This window comes from Nitratireductor aquibiodomus NL21 = JCM 21793, from assembly GCF_000615975.1.
GTDB lineage: Bacteria > Pseudomonadota > Alphaproteobacteria > Rhizobiales > Rhizobiaceae > Nitratireductor > Nitratireductor aquibiodomus.
In genome coordinates, this window is sequence record NZ_BAMP01000016.1 from 21,035 (window position 1) to 34,342 (window position 13,308).

The following is a 13,308-nucleotide window of genomic DNA, read 5'->3' on the forward strand; positions in this document are numbered from 1 at the left end:
CGGAAGACATGCCATGACGATCCGATTTCACAAGAACGACCTGCCCGATCTCAGCAACTACGATGTCGATGCCGTTGCCATCGACACGGAGACGCTGGGACTGAAGCCACACCGCGACCGGCTGTGCGTGGTGCAGCTTTCGCCCGGCGATGGCACGGCCGATGTGGTGCAGATCGATGCCGGGCAGAAGAAGGCGCCGAACCTCGTCGCTCTTCTTAAGAACCGCAAGATCACCAAGCTGTTCCACTATGCGCGCTTCGATCTGGCGGTGCTCTATCACAGCTTCGGCGTGATGCCGGAGCCGGTGTTCTGCTCCAAGATCGCCTCGCGCCTCACACGCACCTATACGGATCGCCACGGGCTAAAGGATCTCTGCAACGAACTGCTTGGCGTGTCGCTTTCGAAGGCGCAGCAGTCTTCCGACTGGGCAGCCGAGGAGCTTTCGCCCGAGCAGCTCGAATATGCGGCGTCCGACGTGCTCTACCTGCATCAGTTGCGCGAAAAGCTGATCGTGCGGCTTGAGCGCGAGAAGCGCACGCGCGAGGCCGAAGCCTGCTTCCGCTTCCTGCCGACACGGGCGAAACTGGACCTGATGGGCTGGGAAGAGGCGGATATTTTCGCCCATAGCTGAGCGCTGCCCGGCCGATTTTGTTTAATTTGACTTAACTGCGCCTTAAACCGCTGCCTCTTACTGTGCCCGCATGAGATGTGCGGGTGCAGGGTTGCGGGGTTTGTGAGCGTATGGCGCGCAGGACGAAAAACCGAAGGATCGAGCCGACTTTCGATGCGCCGGCGGCGCGCCGGAGCAGCGACGATCTGAAACTCGGTGACAGCGACCGCGTCGTACCTTCGCGCCAGCGGCGCAAGCCCTCGCCCTCCAGAGGCAAGAGCGCCAAGGGAGCGAAACGCACCCGCCGTGCGAGCCCGCGACGCAGGAATGGGCGTGGGAGCGGCGGTGGTTTCTTCGGTTTCCTGCGCACCGCCATCTACTGGTCGCTCGTTCTGGCGCTGTGGGGCGGCATCGCCGCTGTCGGCATCACCGCCTATTACGGTGCCAAGATGCCTTCGGCGACCACCTGGGAAATCCCCGACCGCCCACCCAATGTGAAGATTGTCTCGGCTGACGGAGACATGATCGCCAATCGCGGCATGACCGGCGGCGAGGCGGTGGGCCTGCATGAGATGTCGCCGCATATTCCGCAGGCGGTCATCGCCATCGAGGACCGCCGCTTCTACTCGCATTTCGGTGTCGACCCGATCGGCCTTGCCCGCGCCATGTCGGAAAACCTGATTGCCGGGCGGCTGACGCAGGGCGGCTCGACCCTGACGCAGCAGCTTGCCAAGAACCTCTTTCTCAAACCCGACCGCACCATCGAGCGCAAGGTGCAGGAGGTGCTGCTGGCGCTGTGGCTGGAGCAGAAACATTCCAAGGACCAGATCCTGGAGATGTATCTGAACCGTGTCTATTTCGGCTCTGGCGCCTATGGCGTGGAGGCGGCCTCGCGGCGCTATTTCAACAAGTCCGCGCGCGATGTCACGCTCTCGGAAGCCGCTCTTCTCGCGGGTCTTTTGAAGGCGCCTTCGCGGCTCTCGCCGGCGCGCGACCCGCAAGCAGCCGAAACGCGGGCGCAGGTGGTGCTGACCGCCATGCGCGACCAGGGCATGATCGGCGACGGCGAGATGACCACCGCGATGAGCAGGCCCGCCACCCGCGCTGCCGCCTACTGGACCGGCTCGGAGCACTATTTCGCCGACCGCGTGATGGAAGAACTGCCGGGTCTCATCGGTGACGTGAAGGGCGACATCATTGTGGAAGCACGGTCGATCTGAGTCTCCAGAAACAGGCCGAGAAGACCATCCGCAGCCTGATCGACGAGAAAGGCGGGAAGCTGGCCGTCAGCCAGGGGGCGCTCGTCTCCATCGACACGAGCGGCGCGGTGCGAGCCATGGTGGGCGGCTATGACTATGCTAACAGCCAGTTTGACCGCGCCTCCGAGGCGCGCCGGCAGCCCGGTTCGGCCTTCAAGCCTTTCGTCTACATGGCCGCGCTCGAACAGGGGCGGCGGCCCGACAGCGTGCGCAACGACGCGCCGATCAAGATCGGCAACTGGACGCCGGAAAATTACAAGGGCAAGTATTATGGCCCGGTCACGCTCTCCGAAGCGCTGGCGCGCTCGCTGAATTCGGTCGCCGCGCAGCTTGCCATGGAGGCGGGCCCCAAATCGATCGTCGAGCTCGCCCACCGGATGGGCATCGAATCCGACCTGAAGGCCAACGCCTCCATCGCGCTCGGCACGTCCGAGGTCACGCCGCTGGAACTGACGGCGGCCTATCTGCCTTTGCCACCGGCGGCTACAGACCCGAGGTCTATTTCGTCCAGCGGATCACCACGCCTTCAGGCAAGGTGCTTTACCAGCATGACAGGCCGCGCATGACCCGGGTGGCCAGCCCCGAGATCATCGGCATGATGAATGCGATGATGCAGGGAACGGTGGACTATGGCAGCGCGCGCGCGGCAAATATCGGCCGCCCGGCAGCGGGCAAGACGGGAACCACGCAGCAATCGCGCGATGCCTGGTTCGTTGGCTATACGGCCAATCTGGTGACGGGCGTCTGGTTCGGCAACGACGCCTCCAAGGCGACGAAGGCGACCGGCAGCTCCCTGCCCGTACCGGCCTGGAAAACCTTCATGGAGGAAGCCGAGAAGGGCCACCCCGTGAAACGGTTGCCTGGGTCGTGGAGCCCCGGCGCACCGGGCATTGTTGCTCATGAGCCCGCAGCCCGTCCTGTGCCTCAGGCTGCGGTTGGCAGCGGAGCGCAGGCACGTCCCACACCGCAGGCGGCCATTCCAGCCGGCGGCGATCCGGGTCACACGGCTTCGGTCCGCCGCCCCGTACCGCCGGCCGATGTGGGCGGCGGCACACAGAAGAAGCAGACCTCCATCCTCGACATCATTCTCGGAAATTAGAGCCCACCGGTCCGCTTTTGCCTATCGCATTCCCATGCGCTCTCGCTTACATAGGAGCGGAACAGGGAGCAGGGCATGGCCGACGAACGCAAGACACTGGTTTTGACCGGCGCAAGCGGGGCATTGGTCACGCGACGGTGAAGCGTTTTTCGCGGGAAGGCTGGCGGGTGATCACCTGCTCAAGGCAAGCCTTTGCGGAGGATTGCCCGTGGCCTGCCGGACCGGAAGACCACATCAAGCTCGATCTCTCCGACCAGGAAGACGTGGGCATCGCCATCGCCGAGATCCGCCATCGGCTGGAGGCCAATGGCGGGCGGCTCGACGCGCTGGTGAACAACGCCGCCATCTCGCCCAAGCTTGAGGGCGGCAAGCGCATGAACTCCATCGAAACGCCGATGCATGTCTGGCGTGATGTTTTTCAGGTCAACTTCTTCGCGCCCATCATGCTGGCGCGCGGGCTCTTTAAGGAACTCGGCAACGCCAGGGGTTCCATCGTCAATGTCACGTCCATTGTCGGCAGCAGGGTGCATCCGTTTGCGGGAACCGCCTATGCGACCTCGAAGGCCGCGCTGGTGGCACTCACACGCGAAATGGCCGGAGACTTCGGCCCGCACGGCATCCGTGTCAACGCCATTGCGCCGGGCGAGATCGAGACCTCCATCCTTTCCCCCGGCACGGAAAAGATCGTCGAGACCATTCCGCTGCGCCGGCTGGGGCAGACATCGGAAGTGGCCGATACGATCTATTTCCTGTGTTCGGATCAGTCGTCCTATGTGTCGGGGTCCGAGATCCACATCAATGGCGGGCAGCACGTCTGAGGCACCGTCTGGCGCCGGCGCCGATACCCGCTCATACCTACTGCATCAGCACTTTCTCAATGTCGCCTACCGTGTGATTGGTGAGTGTCTTGGCGATCTCGCCGATCACCCTGTCTTCCACTTCCTTGTGCATTTCCTTGCGCAATTCGCCCAAAACCAGCGGCGGGGCGACGAGGACGAGCTTGCTGAACTTGCCCTTGTGGGCGAGCTTGTAGAGGCGCTCGGCAACATCACCGGCAAAGCGTTCCTTCTCGATGCGATGCCAGTCCGTCTCATCCACGGCGCTGCGGTGGGCGCCATGACCATCATTGAGGCGTCCCGGCCTGTCCGTGCCCTGCTCGCGGCTTGGCGGATTTTCCTCGTGGATCGTACGCACCACCTGAAGATTGGGGTAAGTCGCATCGCCTTCATTGCGAAGGAACAGTGCCTTCTCGCCATCGGCAACGACAACCCATGCATCGTGTACAAGCCGGAACTCAGCCATATCGATCTCCATTCTTTCCATGGTTTTGAGGAAACGCAGCCTGCCGCTTCCCGTTCCACACGACGGATATGGGTATCCAGGAAAGAACGGGGAAGGATTTCCTGCCGAAAAGCGGTGCGGCGAAAAAGCAATCTTGTCGCATACGCGCGACGGCGAGTGTGTTTCTTCTCAACAAACCATGCAAACCGCCATTATTCCGGGCATCTTTCACGAAGGCTCGCGAACCATGGCGACAGACACTCAGAAGCTTGCCGCTTTCCCCGTGTTCATGCGGGTGGAGAACCGTTCGGTTGTCATTGTCGGCAATGGCGACGAGGCGCTCGCCAAGGCGCGGCTTCTCAGCCAGTCGAGCGCGACGCTCACGCTTGTTGCCGATGCGCCTGAAAAGACGCTTGCCGACTGGGCCGAGACCAATGACGCCCGTTTGATCAGGGCGCCCTACGCGCCGCGCTATATCGAGAACGCAGCGCTGGTCTTTGCCGCGACCGATGACGAGGCGCAGGACCGCGCCATCGTGGCGGATGCGCGGGCGCGCTCCATTCCCGTCAACGCAGTGGACCGGCCCGAACTTTGCGATTTCTACACGCCGGCTCTCGTGAACCGGGCTCCGCTTGCGGTTGCCATTGGAACCGAGGGGCCGGCCCCGTGCTGGCGCAGATGGTGCGGGCGCGAGTCGACCAGATGCTCTCCCCGTCGCTGGGCGCGCTCGCCCATCTCGCTACCCAATACCGCGATGCCGTGGACCGGCTGGTGCCGCGCGGGCTCGCCCGTCGACGCTTCTGGAAAGCCTTTTTCACGGGCGATACGGCGCGTGCGGTCGAGCGCGGCGATGTGGCCGCCGCCCGCCGCAGCGCCTCCAGCCTTCTTGCCGCCGGTGAGGACATTCCCGGCCACATCGCACTGGTGGGCGCAGGCCCAGGCGCAGAAGACCTTCTGACGCTGCGCGCGCAGCGCCTTCTGATGGAGGCAGATGTCATCGTCTACGATGCACTGGTGCCGGAGGCCGTGGTGGCCATGGGCCGCCGGGACGCCGAGCGTATCTCCGTCGGCAAGCGCAAGGGCTGCCACACCAAGAGCCAGGAAGAGATCAACGACCTGCTCGTGGCGCTTGGCCGTGACGGCAAACGCGTGGTGCGGCTGAAATCCGGCGACCCGCTGATCTTCGGGCGCGCGGGCGAGGAAATGGCGGCACTCCGGGAAGCGAGCGTTTCCTATGAAGTTGTGCCGGGCGTGACAGCCGCCTTCGCCGCCGCCGCCGATTTCGAACTGCCGCTGACGCTTCGCGGCATCGCGTCCTCCATCGTGTTCACCACCGGGCACGACCTGAAGGGCCGCACCCTGCCGGACTGGGCGAGCCTCGCCGTCTCCGGAGCGACCATCGCCGTCTATATGGGGCGCTCGGTGGCTGCCGATGTGGCCGGACGCCTCGTCGAGGCCGGGCTTTCGCCCGACACAGCCGTGGCCGTGATCGAGAATGCCAGCCGCGACGACAGGCGGCTTCTGCACGGAACGCTGAGCGACCTGCCCTCGCTTGCCGAACGCAGCGAGCTGACCGGTCCCGTGATGACGCTGATCGGCGACGCCGTGGCCGGCGCGAATTTCGAGCGCTCCAAAGCGCTCGCAACCTACAAGCACCAGTTGGAGCGCGCGTGATGAAGATTGTAGCCGCCAATCGCCTGACCGATGGCGAAACCGTGTGGCTTGGCGCCGGAGACCGCTGGGTCGAAACGATCGACGCCGCCCATGTGGCGCAGGACACGGAAGACGAAGCGCGCATCGCCGCTGCGGGCAGTGCCGCGCTTGCCGCCAACATCGTGATCGACGTCACGCTTGTTGACGTGGAGATCGCCGAGGGCCGCATCCTCCCCAAACGCCTGCGCGAGCGCATTCGCGCCGGCGGGCCCTCCATTCACCCAGAAATCGGCAAGCAGGCGCGCAAAGCCGCGCAGCACGCCGCCTAAGCCAGGTCACGTTTCATGTATCGTTACGACGAATTCGACCAAGCCTTCGTGAAAGCCCGCGTTGCGGAGTTCAGCGATCAAGTGAAACGCCGCCTTGCAGGCGAGCTCACGGAAGACCAGTTCAAGCCGCTCAGGCTGATGAACGGTGTCTATCTGCAGCTACACGCCTATATGTTGCGGATCGCCATTCCCTATGGCTCCCTCTCGCCGAGGCAGATGCGCAAGCTCGCTCATATCGCGCGCACCTATGACAAGGGCTATGGCCATTTCACCACGCGGCAGAACCTGCAATTCCACTGGCCGAAGCTGGTCGACATCCCGCGTGTGCTCGAAGAGCTTGCGGAAGTGGAGATGCACGCCATCCAGACCTCTGGAAACTGCATCCGCAATGTGACGGCGGATCACTTTGCAGGCGCGGCGGCGGACGAGGTGGCGGACCCCCGCCCCTATGCGGAAATCCTGCGGCAATGGTCGTCGCTGCATCCGGAATTTTCCTATCTGCCGCGCAAGTTCAAGATTGCCGTGACGGGTGCTGCCCGCGACCGCGCGGCTATCGAAGTCCACGACATCGGCCTGCATCTGAAAAAGAATGCCGAGGGCGCGCTGGGCTTTGCCGTGTTCGTCGGCGGCGGTCTGGGCCGCACGCCCATGGTCGCCAAGAAGATCCGCGATTTCCTTCCCGAGCGCGACCTGCTCTCCTATGTGACGGCGATCCTGCGCGTCTACAATCTGAACGGACGCCGCGACAACAAATACAAGGCGCGCATCAAGATCCTTGTGCACGAGACCGGCACGGAAGAGCTGAAGGCACAGGTGGAAAAGGAGTTCCTCGCGCTGAAGGAAAGCGAGCTGAAACTCCCCGACGCCGACATTCGCGCCATCGAAACCTATTTCGCACCGCCGAAGCTGAAGGCCCGCCCGGAGGGCGACGCGGCAGTGAGCAAGGCGGTCAAGGCCGATCCGGGCTTTGCCGACTGGCTGCGCCGCAACGCGCACACGCACCGCAACCCCGACTATGCCTCCGTGACCGTATCGCTCAAGGGCATCGGCGAGGTTCCGGGCGACGCCACCGACGCGCAGATGGACGCCATTGCGAACCTCGCGGAACACTATGGCAACGACGAAATCCGCGTCAGCCATGAGCAGAACCTGATCCTGCCGCATGTGGCGCGCGCCGATCTGCCGGCGGTTCATGCAGCCCTTGTCGAGATCGGGCTGGCAACCTCCAATGCCGGTCTCATCACCGATATCATCGCCTGCCCCGGCCTCGACTATTGCGCGCTCGCCAATGCCCGTTCCATTCCCGTGGCGCAGGAGATTTCACAGCGTTTCGCCACGCAGGCGAGGCAGGATGAGATCGGCGATCTGCAAATCAAGATTTCCGGCTGCATCAATGCCTGCGGCCATCACCATGTCGGCCATATCGGCATTCTGGGCGTCGAGAAGAAGGGCACCGAGCTCTATCAGGTGACGCTTGGCGGTTCGGCGCGCGAAGGTTCGACCATCGGCGAAATCATCGGGCGCGGCTTTGCGCCGGAAGAGATCACCGATGCGGTGGAAACCATTGTCGACACTTATCTGGCGCAGCGCGAGAACCGCGAAGAAAGCTTTCTCGATGCCTATCGCAGGCTCGGCCCCGCACCGTTCAAGGAGGCGCTATATGGCCACGAAGCCAAGGCAGCTTGATCGCGACTTTGCAGCCAGTGGCGATGCGACCGAACTCGCGGATGCGCTGAACCTGCGTTACGGGCATCTACCGGCGGAGGAGATCATCGCCTTGGCGATCGATCTCTTCGCGGATGCCGGCGGCATCGCCGCCACATCCTCGTTCGGCGCGGATTCGGCGGCACTTCTGCATCTGATCGCCGAGGCAGAGCCCGGCCTGCCCATCACCTTTCTCGACACCGGCCAGCATTTCGGCGAGACGCTCGAATACCGGGACCAGCTTGCCGACGATCTGGGTCTGACGAACATCGTGATCGTGCAGCCGCTCGACGATGCGCTCAATGCCGACGACCCGAAAGGCATTCTGCACCAGAGTGACACCGACCGGTGCTGCGCGATCCGCAAGGTGGAGCCCATGGCCCGCGCCATCGCGCCCTACCGCGCCTGGTTTACCGGTCGCAAGCGCGGGCAGGCTTCCACGCGGGCGGAAATGCCTGTGTTTGAGGCCGTAGGCCCGCGCATCCGCGTCAACCCGCTGGCGCGCTGGACGACCGAGGATCAGGCCGACTACATGCGCCGGCACGATCTGCGGCAGAACCCGCTGGTGGCCTTCGGCTATCTCTCCATTGGCTGTTTTCCCTGCACAAACCCCGTCAAACCCGGCGAAGACCCGCGTTCGGGCCGCTGGGCCGGACAGGCCAAGACCGAGTGCGGCATTCATCTGCCCGGCCTCGAGACCTCGCTTTCGCCCACATCGGGATAGGAATTTTTCATGAGCAATTCAGACATCCGCCTCTGGTCGCCGGAGGGTTTCCGGGAAAATCACTGGCAGAAGGCCGAGGATGCCACCGCGATCGAAGACGGCGGGCAAACGATCCTGCCGCTGGCGGTGTTTCTCGAACTCGATGATGAAACGCGTAAAGGTGCGGCGGACCGGATCGGGGTGGAGCTTCAACCGGGCGAGGCGCTGGACGCGCTTTTGACGCACCTCGCACACCTGCCGCTGGTGGCGCTCGCCTTCCCCGCTTTCAACGACGGGCGCAGCTATTCCAAGGCGGAACTCCTGCGCACCCGCCACGGATATCGCGGCGAAATCCGCGCCACGGGCGATGTGCTGATCGATCAGGTGGCGCATATGTTCCGGGTCGGGTTTTCGACGCTTGAAATCGTCAATCCCCATACGATCAGCCAGCTTGAGGGCGGGAAAGAAGCGGGCATTCCGCTCTATTACCAACCGGCGGCGAAAACGGCTGCGGCGCCCGCATCCTATGCCTGGCGGCGCGTTTCGGCCTGAATTTTCAGGAAATCCTGTCTGGAATTGTGGAATAGTGGCGCGATTTCGCGCCATTTGACCTCGAAATTTCGTGGTTTTCGCCTATATTCGAGTGCAGGGGTGCATTCGGCAAAACTTCTGTTATGGTGCGCCCCATCTTGAGTCGCCCCTTTTTGGCGGGCGCTTTTGCATCTCTGCGCCGGCTGATGCCAGGCCCTTGCACCGATGTGGAATAAGATTGACCGAGAGCTTCCCTTCGCGCTTTCCAGCGCCTTGGCCATGCTCAACCATTGAAACGCCAACTGAAGAAGGAAGTCCATTGCAGGTTATCGTTCGCGACAACAATGTCGATCAGGCCCTTAAAGTGCTCAAGAAGAAGATGCAGCGCGAGGGTGTTTTCCGGGAAATGAAGTCCCGCCGTTCTTATGAAAAGCCGTCGGAAAAGCGCGCACGCCAGCGTGCCGAAGCTGTCCGCCGCGCCCGCAAGCTGGCCCGCAAGCAGGCCCAGCGCGAAGGCCTTCTGCCGAAGAAGCGCCGTGCAGCCTGAGGGCTGACGATCAGGCCTTGCCTGACTTTACCGGATTTTGAAGCAGGGACGGCGCGGCTCAGGCCCCGTCCCTGTTTTGATTCACGGGTTCGGTATGGAAACGGATCAGCCGGCGCGGCGCTCGGCCTCGTCGAGTTTGCCCAGAAGGTCATGAAACTCTTCCGGCATATCGGTATCCAGTGAAAAATGCGGCATCTGGTTCAGAAACCGCGTATTTTCAGGCTGGCCAAGACGCTTTCTGACACTGCGCGCAGTGTCAGCGCGATTTGCGTCGCCCCGGCGCTCCTGTCGTTTGATGTGTTGCGTCATTGTCCTTGCTCTATGGTTTCAAATCGCACTCAGGGAGTTAAACCGCCAGATGTGGATTTGTTCCGAGAAATGAGGCACTTCAGCCACATTTGAGCAACAGGGTAAATTTTTCCTAAAATCTTATACATCGGCCCAGGTGTCTGAAATCCTGTATCCCTGCGGCCATGGATCGGACGGGTCGAGCATGAGCTGATGCGTTCCGGTTACCCAGCCCCGGCCGGCTATTTCAGGGATGATAGCCGGCTTATCTCCTGCGCGGGTTTCTCCCGCGATCCGGCACTGGAAACGGGAGCCGAGGACAGACACCCCCGTGAAACGGTCACCTGGTTTCATACGTCCGCGCGCGTGTAGCACGGCCATGCGGGCGGAACAGCCGGTGCCGGTGGGCGAGCGATCAAGCTTTGCGGGGCGGATGACGACCGTGTTGCGCCCCATCAGCCATCCGCGGTCTCCTCGACCGGCAGGGCGAGTTGGCAAAAGGAGATGTGATCCCATTCCGGATTTTCGGGATGGACGAAGCCGAGCTGTTCGTTTGCCGCGCGGGTGATCCTCGCGCCGGTTTCGGCCAGATCGCGGGCTTCGTCCGGCGTGACGGAAAAGCCGAGCGCGGCGGCATCGGCGATCACGAAACTGTCGCCGCCATAGGCGGTATCGACCGTCAGCGTGCCGAGACCCGCGACCTCCAGAGGCGCGTCGAGACGGTCGGCGAAGGAGGGCACATTGGTGACGCGAATGCGCTCGGCCTTGCCGTTGCGGCATTCGGCGACCACCTGAACGAGACCGCCCGGCGCTTCCAGAACGAGCCTCGTTTCGGGCTCGTTCATGGGCACGATGCCGGTGTCGAGCAAAACGGTGGCAACGCAGATGGAATTGGAGCCAGACATGGGCGGCGTGTCTTCTGGCTCCATGATGATGAAGCCCATATCGCTGCCGGGTTTTTGGGCGGGACCAGAAGATTGACATGGCGGAAGACGCCGCCGCGCGGCTCATTGAGCACAAAGTTGCGCAGCTTGCCGTCGCTGGCGATGAAATTGCGCTGCTCCCACAGCGTATCGCCCGGCGGCGGCAGGACACCACCGACAATGACGTCGCCCACCTCGCCCTCGGCATGGCAGGAGACGATGTGGACGATCTGGCTCGAGCGCATGTTTCAGACGCCTTTGTCGAACGACAGAACCGGAGCACCGAGCGCCTTGAAATCGGGCTCAATGCCGAGCCCCGGCGCCGATGGCGCTTTCATGCCGCCATCGACACGCTTCGGCGCATTGGCGGCAATGGTCTTCGTTCCATAGGAATTGAAGTCTGTTGCGGAAAAGACGAAATCGGACGGTGTGGACTGCGCCAGATGCGCGATCGCGGCGGTGACGATGTCGCCGCCCCATGTGTCTTCAATAGTCATGGGGATGCCGTGTGCCACGCACACATCACGCATGGTGCGCGCCTTCGACAGGCCGCCGACCTTGGAGATCTTCAGGTTGATGACATCGAATGCGTCATCGGCCAGACCGCGCACGAGCATATCCAGACCGGTGATGTTTTCATCCATCACGAAAGGCTTTGCCGTGCGGCGGCGGATCGACAGGCACTCGTCATAAGTGGGGCATGGCTGCTCGATATAGACATCGAGATCGGCCACCGCATCGACCACACGCGCTGCCTCATGGCGGGTCCAGCCGGTGTTGGCGTCGGCCACGAGAATGTCCGTGTCGTCGAGGATTTCGCAGCAGGCGCGGATGCGGGCGATGTCATCATCCGCATTGCCGCCGACCTTGAGCTGGAACTTGGTGTAGCCCTCGGCCTTGTAGCTGGCGATCTTCTTCGCCATCTGATCCGGGTCTTCCTGGGAGATGGCGCGGTATAGGCGCACCTCGTCCTGCGCGCTGCCGCCAAGAAGCGTGACCAGCGGCAGGCCGCTCGCCTTGCCGAGAACATCCCAACAGGCGATGTCGAGCGGCGCTTTCACATAGGGATGGCCGTTGAGCGCGGCATCCATGGCGCGGTTAACGAGACCGAGATTGGTGGGATCGAGGCCGATCAGCTTTGGTGCGATCTCCTCAAGCCCGGCCCGCACGCCGCGCGCATAGGACGGCAGATAGGCAGAACCCAGCGGGCAGCATTCGGCATAGCCGGTGATGCCCTCATCCGTCTCGATGGCGACGACGGTGGAATCGAAGACCTCGACGAAGTTTCCGTTCGACCATGAATAGCGCCCTTCCTTCAGCGGCAGGTTGACCTGATAGGCGCGGATAGCTGTGATTTTCATGGTCTCTCCTCAAACGACAACAAAGCCGTGGGCATAGGGATCCCGGTCGTCGATCATGATCGTGTTGTAGCCCGTGACACGCGCCCAGCCGGCGACCGAAGGCACGATGGCGGGCTTGCCTGCAACCTGCGTTTCGGCCTCCACGCGGCCTTCGAACATGGAGCAGATGATGCTTTCGTGGACGAAATCATCGCCGGGTTTCAGGAGCCCTTTCGCATGCCAATGCGCCATGCGCGCCGAGGTGCCCGTGCCGCAGGGCGAGCGGTCGATGGCCTTGTCGCCATAGAACACGGCGTTGCGCGCATGCGCTTCAGGCCGGGAGGGTTTGCCGGTCCACAGAATGTGGCTCAGGCCCTTGATGTCGGGCTTTTCAGGATGGACGAAATCGTATTTCGCGTTGAGGGCGGCGCGCAGTTTAGGGCTCCAGCCTATGAGCTCGCCCGCCGTATGGTTCGCCATATCCTCGAAGGCAGGCTGCGGCTCGACGATGGCGTAGAAATTGCCGCCATAGGCGACATCGACCGTGATTTCGCCAAGCCCCTCGACCTCCGCTGTCAGTTCGGTCGCATGAACGAAGGCAGGCACATTGGTGAGGCGCACCTTTTCGACAAAGCGGTCGTTCTGCTCGTACTCCACAACGACAAGGCCCGCCGGCGTGTCGAGGCGGACCATGCCGGGCTCGCGCGGACGGATGAGGCCGTTTTCGATGCCGATGGTGATGGTCCCGATCGTGCCATGCCCGCACATGGGCAGGCAGCCCGACGTTTCGATGAAAAGGATTCCGATGTCGCAATCCTCCCGCGTGGGCGGATAGAGGATGGAGCCGGACATCATGTCGTGGCCGCGCGGCTCGAACATCAGGCCGGTGCGGATCCAGTCATATTCGGCGAGGAAATGCGCGCGACGCTCCAGCATGGTGGAGCCCTGGAGCTGCGGACCGCCGCCGGCCACCACACGCACGGGGTTTCCGCAGGTGTGGCCGTCGATACAGGTGAAGGTGCTGACCGCCATAATGCTTTC

10 protein-coding genes and 4 pseudogenes are annotated in these 13,308 nt (G+C 62.9%); 9 read left to right on the forward strand and 5 right to left on the reverse strand.

Annotated features, from left to right (window positions below):
• The first annotated feature begins 13 nt into the window (after positions 1 to 13).
• From JCM21793_RS06715 to JCM21793_RS24545, 3 genes and pseudogenes are all read left to right on the forward strand, one after another.
• Positions 14 to 631: a ribonuclease D gene (locus JCM21793_RS06715; RefSeq protein ID WP_025029873.1), complete on the forward strand. Its 618-nt coding sequence runs from the start codon at positions 14 to 16 to the stop codon at positions 629 to 631.
• Between the two features lie 110 nt (positions 632 to 741).
• Positions 742 to 2,968 (forward strand): annotated as a pseudogene (locus JCM21793_RS30895) (transglycosylase domain-containing protein).
• A 75-nt stretch (positions 2,969 to 3,043) separates the two neighbouring features.
• A pseudogene (locus JCM21793_RS24545) lies at positions 3,044 to 3,786 on the forward strand (SDR family NAD(P)-dependent oxidoreductase).
• Positions 3,787 to 3,823: 37 nt separating this feature from the next.
• Here JCM21793_RS24545 and JCM21793_RS06730 read toward each other — a convergent pair.
• Positions 3,824 to 4,270 (reverse strand): baeRF12 domain-containing protein, encoded by a 447-nt coding sequence (locus JCM21793_RS06730; RefSeq protein ID WP_025029874.1) that lies wholly within the window; start codon positions 4,268 to 4,270, stop codon positions 3,824 to 3,826.
• Between the two features lie 226 nt (positions 4,271 to 4,496).
• Between JCM21793_RS06730 and cysG the strand changes: the two are divergent.
• The 6 genes and pseudogenes from cysG to rpsU all read left to right on the forward strand — a co-directional run bounded on the left by cysG (position 4,497) and on the right by rpsU (position 9,716).
• Positions 4,497 to 5,923, forward strand: a pseudogene (cysG, locus tag JCM21793_RS24550) (siroheme synthase CysG).
• Entirely contained in the window at positions 5,923 to 6,231 is a 309-nt protein-coding gene (locus JCM21793_RS06740; protein ID WP_007010891.1) for a DUF2849 domain-containing protein, read from the forward strand. Before cysG ends, JCM21793_RS06740 begins: the two are co-directional and overlap by 1 nt.
• Positions 6,232 to 6,246: 15 nt before the next feature.
• Entirely contained in the window at positions 6,247 to 7,917 is a 1,671-nt protein-coding gene (locus tag JCM21793_RS06745) for a nitrite/sulfite reductase (RefSeq protein WP_025029875.1), read from the forward strand.
• Entirely contained in the window at positions 7,892 to 8,659 is a 768-nt protein-coding gene (locus JCM21793_RS06750) for a phosphoadenylyl-sulfate reductase (RefSeq protein ID WP_025029876.1), read from the forward strand. The genes JCM21793_RS06745 and JCM21793_RS06750 overlap by 26 nt, the downstream gene beginning before the upstream one ends.
• Before the next feature lie 9 nt (positions 8,660 to 8,668).
• Positions 8,669 to 9,190 carry a DUF934 domain-containing protein gene (locus JCM21793_RS06755; RefSeq protein ID WP_025029877.1) on the forward strand — a complete coding sequence of 174 codons (522 nt, stop codon included), beginning with the start codon at positions 8,669 to 8,671 and terminating at the stop codon, positions 9,188 to 9,190.
• A gap of 298 nt (positions 9,191 to 9,488) precedes the next feature.
• On the forward strand, positions 9,489 to 9,716 hold the full coding sequence (rpsU, locus tag JCM21793_RS06765) for a 30S ribosomal protein S21 (RefSeq protein WP_007010888.1): 228 nt from the start codon (positions 9,489 to 9,491) through the stop codon (positions 9,714 to 9,716).
• Between the two features lie 105 nt (positions 9,717 to 9,821).
• Here the strand turns inward: rpsU and JCM21793_RS06770 are convergent, their stop codons facing one another.
• The 4 genes and pseudogenes from JCM21793_RS06770 to JCM21793_RS06785 form a co-directional block, all read right to left on the reverse strand.
• A complete protein-coding gene (locus JCM21793_RS06770; RefSeq protein WP_007010887.1) occupies positions 9,822 to 10,025 on the reverse strand; it encodes a hypothetical protein in 204 nt (67 codons plus the stop codon).
• Positions 10,026 to 10,145: 120 nt separating this feature from the next.
• Positions 10,146 to 11,172, reverse strand: a pseudogene (locus JCM21793_RS24555) (trans-3-hydroxy-L-proline dehydratase).
• A 3-nt stretch (positions 11,173 to 11,175) separates the two neighbouring features.
• A complete protein-coding gene (locus JCM21793_RS06780; RefSeq protein WP_025029879.1) occupies positions 11,176 to 12,288 on the reverse strand; it encodes a cis-3-hydroxy-L-proline dehydratase in 1,113 nt (370 codons plus the stop codon).
• A gap of 9 nt (positions 12,289 to 12,297) precedes the next feature.
• Positions 12,298 to 13,299 carry a 4-hydroxyproline epimerase gene (locus JCM21793_RS06785; protein ID WP_025029880.1) on the reverse strand — a complete coding sequence of 334 codons (1,002 nt, stop codon included), beginning with the start codon at positions 13,297 to 13,299 and terminating at the stop codon, positions 12,298 to 12,300.
• Positions 13,300 to 13,308: the final 9 nt, after the last annotated feature.